The sequence below is a fragment of the Streptomyces ortus genome, from assembly GCF_026341275.1.
Taxonomy (GTDB): domain Bacteria; phylum Actinomycetota; class Actinomycetes; order Streptomycetales; family Streptomycetaceae; genus Streptomyces; species Streptomyces ortus.
Genome location: NZ_JAIFZO010000002.1, coordinates 6739346 through 6758307 on the forward strand (window position 1 = coordinate 6739346; position 18962 = coordinate 6758307).

Here is an 18962-nt window from a genome sequence, read left to right on the forward strand (position 1 = left end):
CATGGGGCTCATCGGAGAGGTCCTGATGCTGCCGTTCGCCCCCGTGCGCGGCAGCCTCTGGGCCATGAAGCAGGTGGTGAACGAGGCCGAACGCCAGTACTACGACCCGGCGGCGGTCCGCGCCGAACTCGGCAAGCTCGAGGAACGCCTCGAGGCCGGCGAGATCGACGAAGCGGAGTTCGACCGCATGGAGGACGAGCTCCTCGACAGGCTGGAGATAGCCATGACCAGGAGCACCGGAACAGGCGACAACGGGACTACACGATGAACCGACTAGGGCTTGGCCTCGCCGTAGGGGCCGGATACGTCCTCGGACGTACGAAGAAGATGAAACTGGCCTTCGCCGTCGGCACCATGGTGGCCGGCAAGCGGATGCACCTCAGCCCGCGGGCGCTCGCGGACCTGGTCTCCACGCAACTGCAGAACAACCCGCAGTTCAAGGAGCTCGGCGACCAGCTGCGCGGGGACCTGCGGGGCGTGGGCAAGGCCGCCACCGGAGCACTCGTCGAGCGCCAGATCACCGGCCTCGCCGACCGGCTGCACGGGCGGACCAGCCAGGTGCAGGACCAGCTCTCGGGCGTGGTCCCGGTGGACGTCCCGGACGTACCGGGCGTGGGCGGCAAGAAGCGCCGCGACCGGGACGAGGAGCCGGACGACGGCTACGAGGACGACGAGTACGACGACGACGAGCACGAGCAGGACGACGACTCGGACGACTCCGCACGCGGCACCCGCGACTCGGACGACGACGAGCCGGCCGGCCGTGACGCGCCCGGCGACGAGGAGAAGCCGCGGCCCCGCAAGCGGACTCCCGCGAAGAAGACCGCGAAGGCGCCCGCGAAGAAGGCCGCCGACAAGCGCAGCCCCGGCAACGAGGCTCCGGCGAAGAAGACGGCGGCCAGGACCGCGAAGAAGGCCCCGGGCAGGAAGACGGCCGCGGCGAAGAGCGCCACGCGCCGTACCACCCGGGCCCGTACGACGAGGGGAGGCGGCGACGATGACTGACACCCTCGGGTCCGCGACCAAGCAGGCCAAGAGCAACCCGTTGACCTCGCTCGCCCAGAGCGAGGCGGTCGACCGGCTCAAGGAGGAGGCCCAGGCCTACCTCGCCGCCCAGGTCCAGCGGGCGCTGGTCGGCGTCGGGACCAAGCTCGGCCAGACCACCGGCAAGCTCAACGACATCGCCTCCGGCGAGAGCCCCGGCTTCGCCAAGCTCGCCCTAGACGGCGGTCGCAAGCTGGCCGACGGCAAGGGCCCGGTGCGCACCGCCCTGGAGCTCGGCGCGGGCAAGGCCAAGGACGGCGTCGTGGGCGCCTTCAAGAACCTGACCGGCGGCAAGGGCGGCAAGCGCAAGGGCGGCGCGGGCAAGAAGCCCACCGTCATCATGGAGTTCATCGACGTCGGCGTGCCGCTGCGCACGGCCTACGACCAGTGGACCCAGTACCAGGACTTCAGCAACTTCGCCCGGGGCGTCAAGAGCGCGAACCGCGCCGACGACACGACGTCTGACTGGCAGATGAAGATCTTCTGGTCCAACCGCAGCTGGAAGGCCCACACCACCGAGCAGGTGGCGGACCAGCGGATCAGCTGGACGTCCGAGGGCGCCAAGGGCACCACCAAGGGCGTCATCACCTTCCACTCGCTCGCCGAGAACCTCACCCGCGTGCTGCTGGTCATCGAGTACTACCCCAAGGGGCTGTTCGAGAAGACCGGCAACATCTGGCGTGCCCAGGGCCGCCGGGCACGCCTCGACCTCAAGCACTTCGCCCGCTTCATCACCATCAAGGGCGAGGCGGAGGACGGCTGGCGCGGCGAGATCCGCGACGGCGAGGTCGTCACGAGCCACGAGGACGCGGTCGCGGAGGAGGAGGAAGCCGAGCAGACCTCCGAGGACGGTTCCGAGGACCACGCCGACGACGGCTCCGAGGACGCGGAGGGCGCGGCCGAGGAGGAGGCTCCGGAGGACCACGAGTCCGCCGAGGACGAGCTGCCCGAGGACGAGGAGCCGTACGAGGACGAGGACGCCCCCGAGGCCGAGTACGAGGACGAGGAAGAGGTCCCGGAGGACGAGGAGGTCTACGAGGAGGACGCCCCGGAGGCCGAGTACGAGGACGAGGACGTCCCGGAGGAAGAGGAGGCGGACGAGCGCGAGCGTGAGCCCGCCGGTGCCCGGAGCCGTCGATGACCACGGCTCAGCGCCTGCCCGACCCCTACGGGAACGGCGGCGGCGCCAACCTCGCGGACATCCTCGAACGGGTCCTGGACAAGGGCATCGTCATCGCGGGTGACATCCGTATCAACCTGCTCGACATCGAACTGCTCACCATCAAGCTGCGGCTCGTCGTCGCCTCCGTCGACAAGGCGAAGGAGATGGGCATCGACTGGTGGGAGACCGATCCGCAGCTGTCCTCCCGCGCGGGGCGCGACGAACTCGCCCGGGAGAACGCGGAGTTGCGGGCACACGTCGCCGAACTGGAGAACGCGCGCGGTGAAGTGACCGCGGGCGGGCGTGAATCCGCGCAGACGTCGCAGAAGACGGAGAAAGAAGCACAAGGATGAGTGGTCTGCGTTACGTGTACGCCGTCTGCCGCCCCTTCGGTACACCCCTGCCGGCTCAGCTGACAGGGGTGGCCGGCGTGCCGCCCAAGCAGCTGGTCCACGGCGAGCTGGTGGCCGTCGTCGGCCAGGTGCCCGAGGAGGACTTCGCGGAGGGGCCGCTGAGGGCCCATCTGGAGGATCTGGACTGGCTCGGCGCGACCGCGCGGGCCCACCAGAACGTGATCGACGCGCTCACCGTCGTCACCTCGCCGCTGCCGCTCCGGCTCGCCACCGTGTTCCGGGACGACAGCGGCGTCCGGTCGATGCTGGAGGAGCGCGAGGAGACCTTCCTGCGGACCCTCGACCGGCTCGGCGGGCGGGTCGAGTGGGGGGTGAAGGTGTACTCGGAACCCACGGAGGCCACGGAACCCGCGGAGGCGTCCCCGAAACCCGCTTCCGCTTCCGGCCGGACGGCGGGCTCCGGACGCGACTATCTGCGGCAGCGCCGCAACCAGCGCAGGGAGAGCGAGGAGAAGTGGGAGCGGGCCGAGGAGTTCTCGCGCCGGCTCCACGAGTCCCTTTCCGGGTACGCGGAGGACACCCGGATCCACGCCCCGCAGAACTCGGCGCTGTCCCGCGCGCCCGGCCGGAACATCCTCAACGCCGCCTATCTGGTGCCGCGCACGGAATCAGAGGCGTTCGTGGAACTGGTCGACCGCACCAAGGACGACGCGCCGGGACTGCGCGTCGAGCTGACCGGCCCGTGGGCGGCCTACTCGTTCAGCGGGGAGGACACGTGACCGTCGTGGAACGCCGGGAGATCGCCCTCGTCGACCTCCTCGACCGGCTGCTCGCGGGCGGCGTCGTCATCACCGGCGACCTCACCCTGCGGATCGCGGACGTCGATCTCGTACGGATCGATCTCAACGCGCTCATCAGCTCGGTGAACGAGAACGTTCCCGCGCCCTGGGAGGAGATGCTGTGAGTGGTGGGGAGGCACTTCAACGGGTCCTCGACGACGTGGCCCTGGGGCCCGGGGCCGAGACCGGAACCCGAACCGGATCGGCCGGGACCGGGGTCGCCGCAACCGGGCCGGCCGGGACCGGGAAGAAGGCGGGGCGCAGTCGCCTCGACCTCGAACCGGACACGGTGGAGCGCGACCTGATCAAGCTGGTGCTCACCGTGGTCGAGCTGCTGCGGCAGCTCATGGAGCGGCAGGCCGTCCGGCGGTTCGACACGGGGGACCTGTCCGAGGACCAGGAGGAGCGGATCGGGCTCACGCTGATGCTCCTCGACGACCGGATGGCGGAGCTGCGGGACCGCTACGGCCTCCGCCCCGAGGACCTGAACCTCGACCTCGGCCCGCTGGGCCCCCTGCTTCCCCGCGACTAGGGCGCTTCTGATGGATCTCCGCGGCGTCGCGACGCCCGGCACGCTCCCCCAGCCTCCGGCCGGGGGGACCCCCACTCGCCGCACCGGGCACAGACCCAAGTACGTCCAGTACGCGGGCCTGTGCCCGGCACGACGAGAGCACGCACCGGACGCCGCTCCTTCACCCACGGAGATCCATCAGAAACGCCCTAGCCGCGCCGTTCCCGCGCCCCTGAAGGGCGAAAAGCTGGGGCGCAGCCCCGCTTTTCGGGGGCGCGGGGAACTGCGCGGCCCACCCCCACCGGGCCGCGGGTGGAACTCACGGCATCAGGCCGCCGGCTTGCGGTACAGGATCTCGCCGTGCAGGACCGAGAACCACCCGTCGTCCCGCACCCCCCAAGCCCGCCACGCCGAGGCGATCTCCCGCAACCGCTCCTCGTCGGCGTGACCCCCCTCCACGGCGAGCGCCGCATACGCGGAGGCCACCGTGCGGTCCGCCCACAGCCCGCTCCACCACGCCCGCTCCTCGGCCGTCGAGTAGCACCACGTGCCCGCCGAGGCGGTGATGCCCCCGCCGTCGAAACCGGCCTCCAGCGCCCACGACTTCAGGCGCCGCCCGGCATCCGGCTCTCCGCCGTTCGCGCGCGCCACCCGCCGGTACAGGTCGAGCCAGTCGTCCAGGCCCGGGGACAGCGGATACCAGGTCATCGCCGCGTAGTCCGAGTCCCGGACGGCGACGAGACCGCCCGGCTTCGTGACCCGGTACATCTCCCGCAGCGCCTGGACGGGATCGCCCACGTGCTGCAGCACCTGGTGGGCGTGCACCACGCAGAAACTGTCGTCCGGATACTCCAGCGCGTGGACGTCCGCGACGGCGAAGTCGACGTTCTCCAGGCCCCGTTCGGCCGCCGTGGCGCGGGCCCGGTCCAGAATGCCGGGCGCGTGGTCGACCCCGGTGACCCGGCCGTCCGGCACCAGTTCGGCCAGGTCCGCGGTGATGGTGCCGGGTCCGCAGCCGATGTCCAGGATCCGCATATGGGGCTTGAGCGAGCCGAGGAGATAGGCCGCCGAGTTGGCGGCCGTACGCCAGGTGTGCGAGCGCAGCACGGACTCGTGGTGGCCGTGCGTGTACACGGCGGTCTCTTTCGGCACCTTCGACATGACGGCTTCCGTTCACTCGTACGGGCACCACCGGGAGTACCGGGGGTATGCGTCAAGCTACGCCGCCATGTCGAATTATGAGACCCATGTCTTGGCATACGGACTGACGGTCGGTCAGCGGGGCACGCTCGGCCGGTAGACGGTCAGGGCCTCCGGAAGCTTCTGGATCGTCACATCACCCTCCACCGACCTGACTTCACCGTCGAAGGCCAGCAGCGTGCCCGGTTCGACGCCCTGCACCCGCAGGCCACCGACCCGCAGCGCCGCGTGCACGGGGGAGCGGGTCAGCGGTCCGGCCACGGCCGCGGCCAGCAGGCGTACCGCCGGGAAACGACCGCCGTGCACCACCCGCACGTCGAGGAGACCGTCCGCGAGGTCGTAGCGCCGGGCCGGGATCGGGCCCATCCGGTGGTACGTGCCGTTCCCGGCGAACAGCAGCCACAACGGCCGCTCCTTGCCGTCGAAATCCGTCCGCAGCGGATGCCGGCCCGCCCGTACGACCCGCACGGTCGCGACCACCCCGGCCGGCCAGCCGCCGATCCGCTTCGACCAGTGGTCCCGCTCGCGCACCAGTTCCGCGTAGACGCCCAGGCTGCAGTTGTTCAGGAAGTAGCCCTCCTGGTCACCCGCGGAGTACCGGCCCACGTCCACCCGTACGGCGTCGCCCTCCGTGAGGGCCCGGCTGAGGCCGCGGACGTCCTCCACGCCCAGGTCCTTCGCGAAGTGGTTGAGCGTGCCGCCGGGCAGCACGGCGAGCGGCAGGCCGTGGCGCAGGGCGGCCGTCGCCGCCGCGTTGATCGAGCCGTCGCCGCCGCACACCCCCAGCACCTCGGCGCGGGTCGCCGCCTTCTCCAGCTCGGCCCGCAGATACTCCGGTGCGCACTCCACGACCTCGGCGAGCGGCAGGGCTTCCCCGATGGCACGCATCCGGTCCGCGGTGCCCGCCGAGGTGTTCACCACGAGCACCAGACCCTCCCCGTCCCGCAGCGCGGGCACGTCCGCGCGCGGACGCCCCGGGGGCGGCAACTGGTCGCGCGTCGGCACCAGGGCGCGCGCGACGAAGGCGGAGCCCACGCCGAACGCCGCCCCGGCGAGCACGTCGCTCGGGAAGTGCGCACCCGTGTAGATACGCGACAGGGCCACCGCGGCGGCCACCGGGGCCACCACCGCGCCGAGTGAGCGGGACTCCAGGGCGACGCCCGTCGCGAAGGCCGCCGCCGACGCCGAGTGCCCCGACGGGAAGGACGTGGTGATCGGCTGCCGCTTCAGCTGCCGCATCACCGGCACCGCGTCAAGGCGCGGGCGCGGACGGCGCACCGAGCGCTTGCCCACCGTGTTGATCGTGGCCGACGCCAGGGCCAGCGAGGCGATCCCGCGCACGGCCGCGCGGCGCGCGCGTGGCGAGCGGGTCGCCGCGAGGGCCGCCGCCGCGCCGAACCACAGCACCCCGTGGTTCGCGCCGCGGCTCAGCTTCGGCAGCAGCGGGTCGGCGCCCGGCCAGTGCCGGGTCGCGACCGCCTCGAACAGGCGGGTGTCGAGGGCCATCAGCCGGTCGAGCAGCGCATGGCCGGCCCGGGTGGCGGTGAGGTCTACTTCAGCGGTCATGCTCCATCGTCTACCCCACCGGGCCATGCGCGCGCATATCGGTTTGCCCCGCCCACCGTCCGCCCCGGACAATGCGCGACCATGGGACATCTCGAAGCCGCACACCTGGAGTACTACCTCCCCGACGGGAGGGCGCTGCTCGGCGACGTCTCCTTCCGGGTGGGCGAAGGGGCCGTGGTGGCGCTCGTCGGGCCCAACGGCGCCGGAAAAACGACACTGCTGCGGCTCATCTCGGGCGAACTGAAACCGCACGGCGGTACGGTCACGGTGAGCGGCGGACTCGGGGTCATGCGCCAGTTCGTGGGCTCCGTACGGGACGAGACGACCGTGCGCGACCTGCTCGTGTCGGTGGCCCAGCCCCGGATCCGCGAGGCCGCGCAGGCCGTGGACCGCGCCGAGCACGGCATCATGACGGTCGACGACGAGGCCGCCCAGCTCCAGTACGCGCAGGCGCTCTCCGACTGGGCCGAGGTCCAGGGGTACGAGGCCGAGACGCTCTGGGACATCTGCACCACGGCCGCGCTCGGCGTCCCCTACGACAAGGCGCAGTTCCGCGAGGTACGGACCCTGTCCGGCGGTGAGCAGAAGCGGCTCGTCCTCGAAGCGCTGCTCCGCGGCTCCGACGAGGTGCTGCTCCTCGACGAGCCGGACAACTACCTCGACGTCCCCGGCAAGCGCTGGCTGGAGGAGAAGCTGCGGGAGACCCGTAAGACGGTCCTGTTCGTCTCCCACGACCGGGAACTGCTCGCCCGTTCCGCCGAGAAGATCGTCAGCGTGGAGCCGGGACCTGCGGGCGCCGACGCCTGGGTGCACGGCGGCGGCTTCGCCACGTACCACGAGGCCCGCCGCGAGCGCTTCGCGCGCTTCGAGGAGCTGCGCCGGCGCTGGGACGAGAAGCACGCCCAGCTCAAGAAGCTGGTCCTGAACCTGCGCCAGGCGGCCTCCATCAGCCATGAGCTGGCCTCGCGGTACCAGGCCGCGCAGACCAGGCTGCGCAAGTTCGAGGAGGCCGGGCCGCCGCCGGAGCCGCCGCGCGAGCAGGACATCACGATGCGCCTGCACGGCGGACGCACCGGCATACGGGCCATCACCTGCAAGGGGCTCGAACTGACCGGGCTGATGAAACCCTTCGACCTGGAGGTCTTCTACGGCGAGCGGGTCGCCGTGCTGGGCTCGAACGGCTCGGGCAAGTCGCACTTCCTGCGGCTGCTGGCGGGCGGCGACGTGGCGCACACGGGGGAGTGGAAGCTCGGCGCGCGGGTCGTGGCCGGTCACTTCGCCCAGACCCACGCGCACCCGGAGCTGCAGGGGCGCGCCCTGCTCGACATCCTGTGGAGCGAGCACGCCCAGGACCGCGGGGCCGCGATGTCCCGGCTGCGGCGGTACGAGCTGACGGCGCAGGCGGAGCAGCGGTTCGACCGGCTGTCCGGCGGCCAGCAGGCCCGCTTCCAGATCCTCCTGCTCGAACTGGAGGGGGCCACGGCCCTGCTCCTCGACGAGCCGACGGACAACCTCGACCTGGAGTCGGCGGAGGCCCTTCAGGAGGGGCTCGAGGCCTACCAGGGGACGGTGCTCGCCGTCACCCACGACCGGTGGTTCGCCCGCGCCTTCGACCGCTATCTGGTGTTCGGCAGCGACGGTCGCGTCCGCGAGACGACGGAACCGGTGTGGGACGAACGGCGCAACCTTTTGCCGTCAGGCGTCCGGCGCCGCGGAACGGACGACCGCCTCGGCCAGCTCCTGCGCGTTGGCGTACCGCGCATCCTCCGGCAGCCGCTCCAGCGGCTCCACCAGCGTGTCCGGCGCGTACTGGTCGCGCAGCACACCGACCAGCTCCCGCGGCCCCGCGGGGAACGACGTACGGCCCAGATTCCGCGCCAGTTCGAGGCGCACCGCCGCCACGGTCGTGCCGCCCGCGCCCGGCCGCACCGGGCCTCCGGCGACCCGCGGATCGTCGTCGGCGACCGGCTCCGGGTCGTGCCACTCCTCCGCCCGGGTCGGATGCCCCGACCTCAGCAGGCCCTGCAGTTCGTGCTTCATCTCCTCGTCCCGGTGGGCGCTGAGGCGGTTGCTGCCTCGCTCCATGAGTCCCTCCAGATGTTCGGGGTGACCCCTCGCGTACCCGAGCCCGGAACACCGACACACGTCCTCCGGCCGGAGCGCGGACCCGGCCTCGACAGGTCCCGTCATTCGCGTGTTTGCTCCGTGAAAACCGGGGCAGGCGGTCACTCAGTGCTTCGGACAGGAGGCACGTCCGTGGGTTGTGTTCCCCGCCCATGGGTGTGCCCGTCCGGCTCAGGGGTGCGCTCCCACGGTTGCCAGCCAACCAGAGCACCCCTTCAGGGAGTTGCAGTCATCATGCGAACCCAACCGAGCGCACGGCACCATCCGCACGACGACGCCCCCGACACAGCGGAGGACTTCCGCAGGCTCGCCGCGATGCCTCCCGGCCGGCCGCGCGACGCTCTGCGCGACCGGATCATCGAAGCCTGGCTGCCCATGGCGGAGCGGCTGGCCGGCCGGTTCCGCAGCCGCGGGGAGAACTTCGAGGACCTGCGGCAGGTCGCGGCACTCGGTCTGGTCAAGGCCGTCGACCGCTACGACCCCGAGCGCGGCAACGCCTTCGAGAGCTATGCCGTGCCGACCGTCACCGGTGAGATCAAGCGGCACTTCCGCGACCACATGTGGACCCTGCACGTACCGCGCCGCGTCCAGGACCTGCGCAACCGCGTCCGCTTCGCGCGCCAGGACCTCTCCCAGACCATCTCCGGCCGGCAGCCCACGATCGAGGAGATCGCCGAGCACGCGCGGATGAGCGAGGACGACGTACGCACCGGTCTGGAGGCCCTGGAGAGCTTCACCGCGCTGTCGCTGGACGCCGAACTGCCCGGCAGCGAGGACGGCTACTCCCTGAGCGACGCGCTGGGCTGCGCCGACCCGGCCCTCGACATAGTGATCGACCGCGAGTCGGTCAAACCCCGGCTGGAGGCCCTGTCCGAACGCGAACGGGCCATCCTCTACATGAGGTTCTTCAGCGACATGACCCAGAGCCGCATAGCCGACCAGCTCGGCATCTCCCAGATGCATGTCTCCCGGCTGATCAGCCGCTGCTGCGACCGGCTGCGGGAGCAGGTCATGCGGGACGTCGCCTGACACCCGCGCGGCCAGGGGGTGCCCGCTGACGGCGTGCGTCCCCGCGGAGTCACCCGGTCGGACGTCCGCGTGGCACGAATGGTGTCCGGCCGCGCGCGCACCGGGCGGGAGCGGGCTCTGATGGACGGCGGGGCATGCCGGTCGTGCCCCGCCTCCGCCGCCGTACCGGGCGTGGGGGTTCAGCCGTCGGCCGAAGGAGACCGAGCCCCATGCCGCTGAGCCGTACCGCTCGCGCACTGTCCGCCACCGCCTTCACCACTGTCGTCCTCGGCATCGCCGCGACGGCCGCGTCCGCGAACCCGGGGGCCGAGGTCAGCCCGCGTACGGTGGCCCCCGGCGGCAGCGTCACCGTCTCCGTCACCTGCGAAGCGACCGGCGGGCAGCCGCCCGAGACCGTCGACGCCACCTCCGACGCCTTCGAGCACGGCACCGTCCAGTTGCACAGGACCGGGCACGCGGGGCACTCCGGACGCACCGACGACCCGGCCGCGACGGACGACCCGGCGGGCGCCGAGGACCCGGCGGCGACGGGTGACGAGGACCTGGTGGGCCCGGACGGCGAGGACACGGTGGGCCCTGACGACGTGGGTCCGCCGACGGTCGCCGAGGAGCCCGCGGGCGTCCACGGCCCGGGAGACCGGGACGATCCCGCGGGCAAGGAGGCACCGCGGGACGGCCTCACCTACAGCGGCACCGCCCGTATCGCGCCCGCCGCGGACTTCGAGGAGGACGGCGGCCCGGACGGCGCCGGCCGGACCTCCGAGTGGCTGGCCGAGGGCGTCTGTCCGGCCGCACCCGGCGGCCAGGGCAAGGAGTGGAGCGCGTCCTTCACCGTCTCCCCGGGCACCTCGCACGACGGGTCGCACGACACGCGGGTCCCGCACGGGGTGCACGCCGGGCAGGGCGGCACCTTCAACGACTCCACGGCCGCCCTGGTGTCCGGCGGTGTCCTCATCGTGGGCGCGCTCGGCGCCGCCGTCCACAAGCTGCGGCACCGGGAGTCGTCGCCGAACGGCTGAGTCGCGAAGCGGATCACCGGGTACGGGGATCCCGGAAGCACGGCCGGCACCGTGGGAATCCGGACCGAACGGATCCGGGGAGCACTGCGTGGAGGTACACAGATGCGGCGGACCGAGCCGGCCGGGCACGGACCTGTCCGTTACGGCCCACCTCTCCCGGGCCACGGCCTGCCGCCGCCACCCGGACTTGTCGCCGCGGCGACCGGCACCCGCACCGGGCCGATCGGCGGGAGCGCCGCCCTCCTGGATGCGGCCCGTGGTTACTGGACCCGGCGCGGACTGTCCGCCGACCGCGACCGGACCGTCGCGGCGCCCGGCGCCCCCGCCCTGCTCCTCGCCCTGACCGCGGCACTCGGCGGCGACGTGCTGGTGCCCCGCCCCTGCGCGGCCTGGTGGACACCGCAGGCCCGCCTGCTGGGCGCGTCCGTCTTCCCCGTGGGCACCCCCGCCGAGTGCGGCGGCCTCCCGGACCCGTACGCCCTCCTGGAGACCGTGCGCCGGGTGCGTGCCGAGGGCGGCGATCCGCGGCTGCTCGTCCTGTCCGTGGCCGACGACCCCACCGCGACCGTCGCGCCGCCCGAGGTGGTCCACGAGACCGTCGAGGCCGCCGCGGGCGAGGGCCTGCACGTGGTCAGCGACGAGACCTGGCGCGACACGCTGCACGAACCGCGGGACACCGTGCTGATCGGCCCCGCCGAGATGCTCCCCGACCGGGTCACGGTCCTGACGGACCTCGCCGGCCCGTTCCTGCCGGCCGGCTGGCCCGCCGCGATCGCCCGCTTCCCCGAGAACGACACCGGCACCCTGCTGCGCGAGCGTGTCCTCGACGTGCTGACCGCCCTCGACGCCCGGATCGCCGCGCCGGTCGCCTCGGCCGCCGCGTACGCGCTCGGCGAGCCCGACGAGATCACGTACCGCCTCGCCGCCTCCGTACGGCTGCACGCGCGCGTGGCCGCCGCCGCGCACCGGACGCTCACCGCGGCGGGGGCCCTCGTCCGGCCGCCCCGGGCGGGGCGCCACCTGTACGCCGACCTCGGCCCGCTGCGGTCCGACCTCGGCCCGCTGCGGTCCGCGCTCGGCGCGCTCGGGGTGGCCGACGCCCAGGAGCTGGAGGACTTCCTCGGCGTCCGGCTGGGCATGCCGACGCCCGGCGGACACCGCTTCGGGGACGACCTCGGCGCCCTGCGCGTACGACTGGCCACCGCGTCGTTCCTCGGCACAACCGACGACGAGCGCATGGCGTCTCTTCTGTCACCGGAACCTCTGGAATTGCCGCAGGTGCACAGCATGTTGAGTCTGCTGGGATCGGCCTTCGCCGATCTCCGCGACGACGACGCTCGGCGACGGGAGTCCCCGCGATGACGCAGCAGCCCGAGTCGGCCACGACCCGTACCACCACCACGACCACCACCCCGTCCGAGGGCGGAGGGCCGCTCGCCGAGCCGCGGCCACTCTTCGAACGGCGGAGCTGGCCCCGTTCCTTCGCCGACCGGCTCACCACACCGCTGCCGGGCCTCGGCGGCTTCGCGCGGTTCGCGCGCGAGGGGGCGCTGCGGCCGGGGCCCGACGGGCTCACCGACATTCCCCGACTGCCGTACGAGCCCGCACCGTTGCCCCGGGTCGACTCCGACACGGTCGCCGTCTCCTGGGCGGGGCACGCCAGTTGGGTGGTCCGGATCGGCGGCCTCACCGTGCTCACCGACCCGGTCTGGTCCCGCAGGATCCTCGGAACTCCCGCCCGGATCACCCCGGTCGGGGTGGAGTGGAGCGCGTTGCCGAGCGTCGACGCGGTCGTCATCAGCCACAACCACTACGACCACCTGGACGCGCCGACCCTGCGCCGGCTCCCGCGCGACACCCCGGTGTTCGTCCCGGCGGGCCTCGGCCGCTGGTTCCGGCGCCGCCGCTTCACGCGGGTGACCGAGCTGGACTGGTGGGAGGCGGCCGAACTGCGCGGTGTGCGACTGGACTTCGTGCCCGCCCACCACTGGTCCAAGCGCAGCCTGCACGACACCTGCCGCACGCTGTGGGGCGGCTGGGTGCTGACCGCGCCCGACGGCAGACGGGTGTACTTCGCGGGCGACACGGGGTACGGGCACTGGTTCGCCCGGATCGGCGCGCGCCACCCCGGCATCGACCTGGCGCTCCTGCCGATCGGCGCGTACGAACCGCGGTGGTGGCTGAGCGATGTGCACTGCGATCCGGAGGACGCGGTGCGGGCGGCGCAGGATCTCGGCGCGCGTCGGATGGCTCCGATGCACTGGGCCACCTTCGTCCTGTCGGCCGAGCCCGTACTGGAACCGCTCACACGGGTCCGTGCGGCCTGGGAGGCGGCGGGTCTGCCCCGGGAGAACCTGTGGGACCTCCCGGTGGGCGCTTCCCGCACCCTCCCGTAACGGCCCGGCGGCTCCACCGCCGACCCGCGGGGGACGGGCCGCACAGCGGCCCGGCCCTCCAGGGGCGCGGGGAACTGCGCGCCCGACCCCGGGGGGGCCGCACTTTCGCCACGGCCCTGAGACCGACTCACCCCGGCTCGGGCGCCGCGGGCCCGGGGCCCCCGGCCCGCGAACGCCCCTACGAGCGCGCGCGGGCGGTCGCACCCCGAACACGGCGCCACAGCGCCGGAGTCACGCTGACGATCACCGTCAGGAGCACCGCCGCGAGCACGCCCTCCCACGGTTCCTCGAACAGGGAGCCGCCCAGCACTCCGATGAGCTGGTACGTCGCGGCCCACGCCAGGCACGCCGGCGCGTTGCCGCGGGCGAACCGGCGGATCGGCCACTTCGCCATCAGACAGGCGAGCATCACCGGGATACGCCCCGCCGGAACCAGCCGGGACAGCACCAGCACCGCGACCCCGTGGTCGGTGAGCTTCCCCTGGGCCTGGGCCAGCCGGTCCTCGGGCGCGCGGTCGCGGATCGCCGCGAGCCAGCGCGAGCCGTTCTTCGACTTCATGCCGCGCCGCCCGAGCCAGTACAGCGCCATGTCCCCGAGGAACGCGGCCAGCGCCGACACCACGAAGACCAGCAGCATCGAGAAGGGCGCCTCCTGGTGGAAGGCCACCACGGCCGCCGAACTCACCAGCGCCCCCGTCGGAATGACCGGCACCAGCGCTCCGATCAGCACCAGCAGGAACAGCGACGGATAACCGAGCGCCTGCTGAGTGGCCACAGTCGGCACGGTCGTGACCGCGACGGCGAGCACAGGTCTCACCGGGTTCCGCCCTCCCGCTCGTCGTCGCCCCGACCAGCCGGTGCGTCCCCAGGGGAGGACCGATACCCCACGATCCCGGGTCGCACACTTTCGCCGTGGTCGAGCCGGTGCACACGCACGCCGGGCGCACGCGCGGCGGCCAGCCGCACGAACTCGGCGCCCGGTGTGTGGAATTCATGGGGGCGCACGGAATCCATGCCGATGGGCCAGTACGTGCCGTAGTGCACCGGTACCGCGCTGCCGGGCCGCAGCAGGGCCAGCGCGTCGGCGGCCCGCCCCGCGTCCAGGTGCCCCTCGCCCAGGTACGGCCCCCAGCCGCCCACCGGCAGCAGCGCCACGTCGACCGGTCCGACCTCCTCGGCCATCGACTCGAACAGCCCGGTGTCCCCGGCGAAGTACGTCCGGGACTCGCCCTCGATCACATAGCCGAGGGCGGGCGCGCGATGCGGCCCCACCGGCAGCCGCCGCCCGTCGTGCCGGGCGGAGACGACCCGTACGACCAGGTCACCGATCCGGACCCGGTCGCCGGGCGCCACCTCGGTGAGCTCCGGTCCGTCGAGCCTGCGCAGTCCCGGCACCGCGCGCCGGGCACCGCGCGGCACCAGCAGCCGGGTGCCCGGTGCGAGCCGGGACAGCGACGGCATGTGCAGATGGTCGGCGTGCAGATGGGAGACGAGCGTCACATCCGCCACCGCCGCCTCGGCGGGCGGGAGCGCGCCCCGGCGCCTGCGCAGATGCGCGAGCCGGCGCGCGAAGAGCGGGTCCGTGAGCACGCGTACTCCCGAGTCCTCTACCGTGCAGGTGGCGTGACCCCACCAAGTGATCTCCACCGGCACTCCTTTGCCTCCTTCGCGCGACTCCCCCCGAGCCTACGGGCAGGAGTAGGGTCGGCGACGAAACCCGGAGGTGAGGGGGGCCCATGGGAGACGTACGCCGTACCTCCGGCATGCTCCGCGTGACGACGATCGCCAGCCTGACGCCGTTGGAGGAACTGGACGCGGACCCCTTCCTGGTGGACTCGCGCAGCCAGCACGCCATGTGCGCGCACTGGGCGGCCGAGCGCGGTTACGTGGTCACGAGGGAACTGCTCCTGCGGGGGCTGCGGCCCGACCACTGCGCCCTCTGGGAGGACGCCGAGGCAGGCCTCGTGGACCTGTTCGTCGCACCCAGCCGCCGGGTCCTGGAGAGGGCGCTCGCCTCCGTCGACGCGTTCACCGCCGAGTGCGCGAGGCGCGGCGTGCGCGTCGAGACGGTCGGGCACGCGGAGCCCGCCTACGACGCGCAGATGAAGGCGCGGGTGCACCGGCGTCTGTCCATGCCCACGGCCGGTTACGACGGCCGTTGACCCCTCCGGGTGATCCCGCGGCCCCCGACCCGCGGGAGGCGCCCCGCCGAGCCGGGCCCTCGCGGAACGCCGGCCGGGCCTGCCCGCGGGCCGCGTGTGGCAAGGTGGGCGCGAGTCCGTCGGCCAGGGGGCGGGCGCGGATGTGAGACGGGTGTGACGTGGGGAAAGAACGATGGCGGAGAGTGGGGAGCGCGGTCTGGCGGAGTGTCGCCGTATGGGCGGTCTCCACGGTCACCATGCTCGTGCTCGCCGGGATCCTGCCGGACTTCAAACTCCAGTCGCCCGACGGTGACAGCGCCACCAGCATCGCCGTCACCGCCGCACTGGGCGCCGGAGCCTTCGGCGTACTCTCCTCCGTCGTATGGCCCCTCCTCGTACGGGCCCTGCTCCTCGTCCCCGCCCTCGTCCTCGGCGTGCTCGTCTTCTTCCTGAACGGCTCGCTCCTGCTGCTGGCCCTGCGCCTGGACCCCTCGGGACAGAGCGAGGCCGCTCCGGAGACCGCCGTGGTGGTCGCCGCGGTGATGTCGGCGGTCGCCTCGGCGACCGGCGGCGCGCTGGCCGTGCGGGACGACGACGCGTACCGGCGCAGGCTGTACCGGCTGTCCGACCGCCGCCGCAGACAGGCACCGCCCCCCGGCGTGCCGTCGGCCCCCGGCACGGTCTTCCTCCAGCTCGACGGGGTCGGCCACGACGTCCTCGTGGACGCCATCGGACGCGGCCTCATGCCCACCGTGGCCGGCTGGCTGGGCGAGGGCACGGGAGCCCGTACGACGCACCGGCTCGCCCCCTGGCGCACCGACTGGTCCAGCCAGACCGGGGCCAGCCAGCTCGGCATCCTGCACGGCTCCAACCACGACGTCCCCGCCTTCCGCTGGTACGAGAAGGACAGCCGGGAGATCATGGTCTGCAACCGGCCCACCAGCGCGGCGGAACTCCAGCGCCGGGCCATCGAGCGCACCGGCGACGGCGGCCTGCTCACCGTGGACGGCGCGAGCCGCGGCAACCTCTTCAGCGGAGGCGCCGAGCAGTTGGCCCTGGTGCTCTCCGTGGCGGCGAGACGGGGCAGGGAGAACCGCTCCCGGGCGGGTTACTTCGCGTACTTCTCCGACCCCGCCAACGCGGTCCGTACCGCCCTGTCCTTCGTCGCCGACGTCGGCCGCGAGATCGGCGAGTACACCCGGGTCCGGCTGCGCAAACAGCGCCCCCGCGTCGGCCGCGGCGGCCTCTACCCGTTCATCCGGGCCTTCGCGACCGTCATCGAGCGGGACGTCGTCGTCGCGGCGGTGATCGGGGACATGTTCGCCGGCCGCGCCTCGGTCTACGCGGACCTGGTCGCCTACGACGAGGTCGCGCACCACTCCGGGCCGCGCAGCCGGGACGCGGAGAAGGTCCTGCAGCGCCTGGACCGCTCGCTGGCCCTGATCGAGCAGGTCGCCGAACACGCGCCGCGCGCGTACCGCGTGGTCCTGCTCTCCGACCACGGCCAGAGCCCGGGGGAGACCTTCCGCGCCCGCTACGGCCTAGGTCTCGCCGAGCTGGTCCGGGCGGGCTGCGGGCTGCCCGTGCCGCGCAAGGCCCGGCGTACGCACAGCGGTGCCGAGGCCAGGGCGGCGGTGCGGGCCGCGCTGCGCAGACCGGTGGAGGAGGGCGGCGAGGAGTTCCGGTCGTCCACGCCGCCGTCGGAACCGATCGTGCTGGCCTCCGGGAACCTCGGGTTGGTCTCTTTCCCTGACGTGCCGCACCGGATGAGCCGCGAGGAGATCGACGCGCGGCATCCGGCGTTGCTGACCACGCTCGCGAACCATCCCGGGATCGGGTTCGTGCTGGTGCGCAGCGAGGAGCACGGTGGGCTCGTGCTCGGCGCGCACGGTGCGGCGATCCCGCTGGACGAGCTGGACGACGATCCCGGACCGCTCGCCGACTTCGGGCCGGGCGCGGCCGACGCGGTACGGCGCACGCACTCGTTCCCGCACGTCGCGGACATCATGGTGAACTCCTGGTACGACCCCGAGGACGGCGAGGTGCTCGCGTTCGAGGAGCAGATCGGGTCGCACGGGGGTCTGGGCGGGGCGCAGGGGCGGCCCTTCCTGATGTCACCGCTCTCGCTCTCGCCGCCGGTGGGGGCGGGGGAGGAACTGGTCGGCGCCGAGCAGGTGCATCGGGTGTTGCGGCGGTGGCTGCGGGAGGACGACGGTCCGCAGGTGCCGGTCGGCGGGGGTGAGTGAGTGGGCGGTGTGCGTGAAAGGGTGGGTAGAGGTGCGGGTCAGTCGGTGTCGGCCGCGCAGTTGCCTGGCGCGGGGCGGCGAGGGGCGCCTGCCGCGACCGGCTACTGGTGCCCGCACCCGCAGGTCCGCCCTCCGCTGTCCCACCCTCGGCCGGCCGGAACCCCCGTCGGAAAATGGGCTGCGAGGGAGGCCCGGGGCCGCGCACACTGGGGCACCCACCCCCAACCCCCAGGAGCCCGCGTGCAGGCAGCCGTCACCGTCACTCCCGCCCGTGTACCGGAACTACTGCTCGGTCTCGCGACCGTGCGGCCCGTGTTCCTCTGGGGCGCCCCCGGCATCGGAAAGTCCTCCCTGGTCAGGGAGTTCGCCGAGTCACTGGGCCTGGAGTGCGTGAGCCTGCTGGGTACGCAGCTGGCGCCGGAGGACCTGATCGGCGTACCGCAGATCCGGGACGGCCGCTCCGTCTTCTGCCCGCCGGAGGCGATCGCCCGCGACGAGCCCTACTGCCTGTTCCTGGACGAGCTGAACGCCGCGACCCCGGACGTCCAGAAGGCCTTCTACTCGCTGATCCTCGACCGCCGCATCGGCAACTACGAGCTGCCGAAGGGCTCGATCGTGATCGGCGCGGGCAACCGCTCGACGGACAACGCGCTCGCCCGCCCCATCGCGTCCGCCCTGGTGAACCGCCTCACCCACGTCCATCTTGAGGTCTCCGCGAAGGACTGGCTGGGGTGGGCGGCGACCAACGACATCCACCCGTGGGTGCTCGACCACCTCACCGACCGCCCCGACCACCTGTGGTCCAAGCCGCCCAAGACGGAGGAGCCGTTCTCCACGCCCCGCTCGTGGCACATGCTCTCCGACGCCCTGTGCTCCTTCGGCCCGACCCTCGACGAGGAGACGCTCAAGGTCATCGCACACGGCACCCTGACACCCGCGCACGCCGTCGCCTTCTGCGGCTACGTCAAGATCGTCCGCAGCCGCTTCGGTATCGAGGCGATCCTCAAGGGCGAGGCCCGCTGGCCGAACCGCGTCGAGGACCGCGACCTGCTGTACTACCTCGCCGAGTCGTTCCGGGGACGGCTCGTCAAGGAGCTGCCCACCAGCAAGGAGCACGCCTCGGCGAACGGCCGGCAGACCGCGTACCGCGCCAAGTCGCTGCTCGTGCAGCTCGCCGAGATCTCGGTCGAGGTGGCCCAGAGCGTCATCGCCTCGGACGAGGACGGCAACCCCGTGCTGCCCGCCTGGTTCCTGGTGGAGGCCGCCCGCGACATGCCCCGGCTGGTGGAGGCCCGCCGGTGACCCGTACGGGCAAGCAGGCGCAGCGGCCCA

At 72.9% G+C, this 18962-nt stretch carries 18 protein-coding genes and 2 pseudogenes; 15 read left to right on the plus strand and 5 right to left on the minus strand.

The genetic code is table 11. The annotated features are described in order from the left end of the window. Position 1 precedes the first annotated feature (1 nt). Genes K3769_RS32730 through K3769_RS32760 form a run of 7 tightly spaced genes read left to right on the plus strand, consistent with a single transcriptional unit; the run spans position 2 to position 3930 of the window. Positions 2-268 carry a gas vesicle protein GvpG gene (locus K3769_RS32730; protein WP_267029864.1) on the plus strand — a complete coding sequence of 89 codons (267 nt, stop codon included), beginning with the start codon at positions 2-4 and terminating at the stop codon, positions 266-268. Beyond that, the gene (locus K3769_RS32735) at positions 265-1005 is read left to right on the plus strand and encodes a DNA primase (RefSeq protein ID WP_267029865.1); all 741 of its coding nucleotides are present in this window, start codon (positions 265-267) and stop codon (positions 1003-1005) included. The genes K3769_RS32730 and K3769_RS32735 overlap by 4 nt, the downstream gene beginning before the upstream one ends. Further along, entirely contained in the window at positions 998-2185 is a 1188-nt protein-coding gene (locus K3769_RS32740; RefSeq protein WP_267029866.1) for an SRPBCC family protein, read from the plus strand. The genes K3769_RS32735 and K3769_RS32740 overlap by 8 nt, the downstream gene beginning before the upstream one ends. Then, complete coding sequence (locus K3769_RS32745) at positions 2182-2559, plus strand: gas vesicle protein (protein WP_267029867.1); 378 nt, start codon at positions 2182-2184, stop codon at positions 2557-2559. The genes K3769_RS32740 and K3769_RS32745 overlap by 4 nt, the downstream gene beginning before the upstream one ends. Beyond that, positions 2556-3338, plus strand: coding sequence for a GvpL/GvpF family gas vesicle protein (locus tag K3769_RS32750; RefSeq protein ID WP_267029868.1), 783 nt, complete (start codon positions 2556-2558; stop codon positions 3336-3338). The genes K3769_RS32745 and K3769_RS32750 overlap by 4 nt, the downstream gene beginning before the upstream one ends. Then, positions 3335-3523, plus strand: a complete 189-nt coding sequence (locus K3769_RS32755; protein WP_248776654.1) for a gas vesicle protein — start codon at positions 3335-3337, stop codon at positions 3521-3523. The genes K3769_RS32750 and K3769_RS32755 overlap by 4 nt, the downstream gene beginning before the upstream one ends. Before the next feature lie 41 nt (positions 3524-3564). Beyond that, positions 3565-3930 (plus strand): gas vesicle protein K, encoded by a 366-nt coding sequence (locus K3769_RS32760; protein ID WP_282567272.1) that lies wholly within the window; start codon positions 3565-3567, stop codon positions 3928-3930. Between the two features lie 306 nt (positions 3931-4236). Here the strand turns inward: K3769_RS32760 and K3769_RS32765 are convergent, their stop codons facing one another. Together K3769_RS32765 and K3769_RS32770 are read right to left on the minus strand one after the other, a co-directional pair. Then, a complete protein-coding gene (locus K3769_RS32765; RefSeq protein WP_267029870.1) occupies positions 4237-5070 on the minus strand; it encodes a class I SAM-dependent methyltransferase in 834 nt (277 codons plus the stop codon). 114 nt (positions 5071-5184) lie between these two features. Further along, the gene (locus K3769_RS32770; RefSeq protein ID WP_267029871.1) at positions 5185-6675 is read right to left on the minus strand and encodes a bifunctional phosphatase PAP2/diacylglycerol kinase family protein; all 1491 of its coding nucleotides are present in this window, start codon (positions 6673-6675) and stop codon (positions 5185-5187) included. Between the two features lie 81 nt (positions 6676-6756). On the opposite strand from K3769_RS32770, the pseudogene K3769_RS32775 reads away from it, so the two are divergent. Continuing rightward, positions 6757-8169: pseudogene (locus K3769_RS32775) on the plus strand (ATP-binding cassette domain-containing protein); the annotation flags it as partial. 201 nt (positions 8170-8370) lie between these two features. On the opposite strand, the gene K3769_RS32780 reads toward K3769_RS32775, so the two are convergent. Beyond that, entirely contained in the window at positions 8371-8760 is a 390-nt protein-coding gene (locus K3769_RS32780) for a DUF2795 domain-containing protein (RefSeq protein ID WP_267031630.1), read from the minus strand. 387 nt (positions 8761-9147) lie between these two features. Here K3769_RS32780 and K3769_RS32785 point away from each other — a divergent pair. The 4 genes and pseudogenes from K3769_RS32785 to K3769_RS32800 form a co-directional block, all read left to right on the plus strand. Beyond that, positions 9148-9828 (plus strand): annotated as a pseudogene (locus K3769_RS32785) (RNA polymerase sigma factor SigF); the annotation flags it as partial. Positions 9829-10037: 209 nt separating this feature from the next. Next, positions 10038-10847: a hypothetical protein gene (locus tag K3769_RS32790; RefSeq protein ID WP_267029872.1), complete on the plus strand. Its 810-nt coding sequence runs from the start codon at positions 10038-10040 to the stop codon at positions 10845-10847. Between the two features lie 102 nt (positions 10848-10949). After that, the gene (locus tag K3769_RS32795) at positions 10950-12209 is read left to right on the plus strand and encodes an aminotransferase class I/II-fold pyridoxal phosphate-dependent enzyme (protein WP_267029873.1); all 1260 of its coding nucleotides are present in this window, start codon (positions 10950-10952) and stop codon (positions 12207-12209) included. Beyond that, positions 12206-13243 carry an MBL fold metallo-hydrolase gene (locus tag K3769_RS32800; RefSeq protein WP_267029874.1) on the plus strand — a complete coding sequence of 346 codons (1038 nt, stop codon included), beginning with the start codon at positions 12206-12208 and terminating at the stop codon, positions 13241-13243. Before K3769_RS32795 ends, K3769_RS32800 begins: the two co-directional genes overlap by 4 nt. A gap of 178 nt (positions 13244-13421) precedes the next feature. Here the strand turns inward: K3769_RS32800 and K3769_RS32805 are convergent, their stop codons facing one another. Both K3769_RS32805 and K3769_RS32810 read right to left on the minus strand, forming a co-directional pair. Beyond that, positions 13422-14018: a DedA family protein gene (locus K3769_RS32805; protein WP_267029875.1), complete on the minus strand. Its 597-nt coding sequence runs from the start codon at positions 14016-14018 to the stop codon at positions 13422-13424. A gap of 38 nt (positions 14019-14056) precedes the next feature. Continuing rightward, on the minus strand, positions 14057-14896 hold the full coding sequence (locus tag K3769_RS32810; RefSeq protein WP_267029876.1) for an MBL fold metallo-hydrolase: 840 nt from the start codon (positions 14894-14896) through the stop codon (positions 14057-14059). An 83-nt stretch (positions 14897-14979) separates the two neighbouring features. Between K3769_RS32810 and K3769_RS32815 the strand changes: the two genes are divergently transcribed. From K3769_RS32815 to K3769_RS32825, 3 genes are all read left to right on the plus strand, one after another. Further along, on the plus strand, positions 14980-15405 hold the full coding sequence (locus tag K3769_RS32815; RefSeq protein WP_267029877.1) for a hypothetical protein: 426 nt from the start codon (positions 14980-14982) through the stop codon (positions 15403-15405). Between the two features lie 182 nt (positions 15406-15587). After that, on the plus strand, positions 15588-17630 hold the full coding sequence (locus K3769_RS32820) for a phage holin family protein (RefSeq protein WP_372515091.1): 2043 nt from the start codon (positions 15588-15590) through the stop codon (positions 17628-17630). Between the two features lie 240 nt (positions 17631-17870). Next, positions 17871-18932 carry an ATP-binding protein gene (locus tag K3769_RS32825; protein WP_267029879.1) on the plus strand — a complete coding sequence of 354 codons (1062 nt, stop codon included), beginning with the start codon at positions 17871-17873 and terminating at the stop codon, positions 18930-18932. Positions 18933-18962 lie beyond the last annotated feature (30 nt).

Excerpts from the sequence above, each read along its gene's own strand:
- K3769_RS32730 (WP_267029864.1), top strand. The coding sequence starts at position 2 with ATGGGGCTCATCGGAGAGGTCCTGATGCTGCCGTTCGCCCCCGTGCGC.
- K3769_RS32735 (WP_267029865.1), top strand. The coding sequence starts at position 265 with ATGAACCGACTAGGGCTTGGCCTCGCCGTAGGGGCCGGATACGTCCTC.
- K3769_RS32740 (WP_267029866.1), top strand. The coding sequence starts at position 998 with ATGACTGACACCCTCGGGTCCGCGACCAAGCAGGCCAAGAGCAACCCG.
- K3769_RS32745 (WP_267029867.1), top strand. The coding sequence starts at position 2,182 with ATGACCACGGCTCAGCGCCTGCCCGACCCCTACGGGAACGGCGGCGGC.
- K3769_RS32750 (WP_267029868.1), top strand. The coding sequence starts at position 2,556 with ATGAGTGGTCTGCGTTACGTGTACGCCGTCTGCCGCCCCTTCGGTACA.
- K3769_RS32765 (WP_267029870.1), bottom strand. The coding sequence starts at position 5,070 with ATGTCGAAGGTGCCGAAAGAGACCGCCGTGTACACGCACGGCCACCAC.
- K3769_RS32770 (WP_267029871.1), bottom strand. The coding sequence starts at position 6,675 with ATGACCGCTGAAGTAGACCTCACCGCCACCCGGGCCGGCCATGCGCTG.
- K3769_RS32780 (WP_267031630.1), bottom strand. The coding sequence starts at position 8,760 with ATGGAGCGAGGCAGCAACCGCCTCAGCGCCCACCGGGACGAGGAGATG.
- K3769_RS32790 (WP_267029872.1), top strand. The coding sequence starts at position 10,038 with ATGCCGCTGAGCCGTACCGCTCGCGCACTGTCCGCCACCGCCTTCACC.
- K3769_RS32795 (WP_267029873.1), top strand. The coding sequence starts at position 10,950 with ATGCGGCGGACCGAGCCGGCCGGGCACGGACCTGTCCGTTACGGCCCA.
- K3769_RS32800 (WP_267029874.1), top strand. The coding sequence starts at position 12,206 with ATGACGCAGCAGCCCGAGTCGGCCACGACCCGTACCACCACCACGACC.
- K3769_RS32815 (WP_267029877.1), top strand. The coding sequence starts at position 14,980 with ATGGGAGACGTACGCCGTACCTCCGGCATGCTCCGCGTGACGACGATC.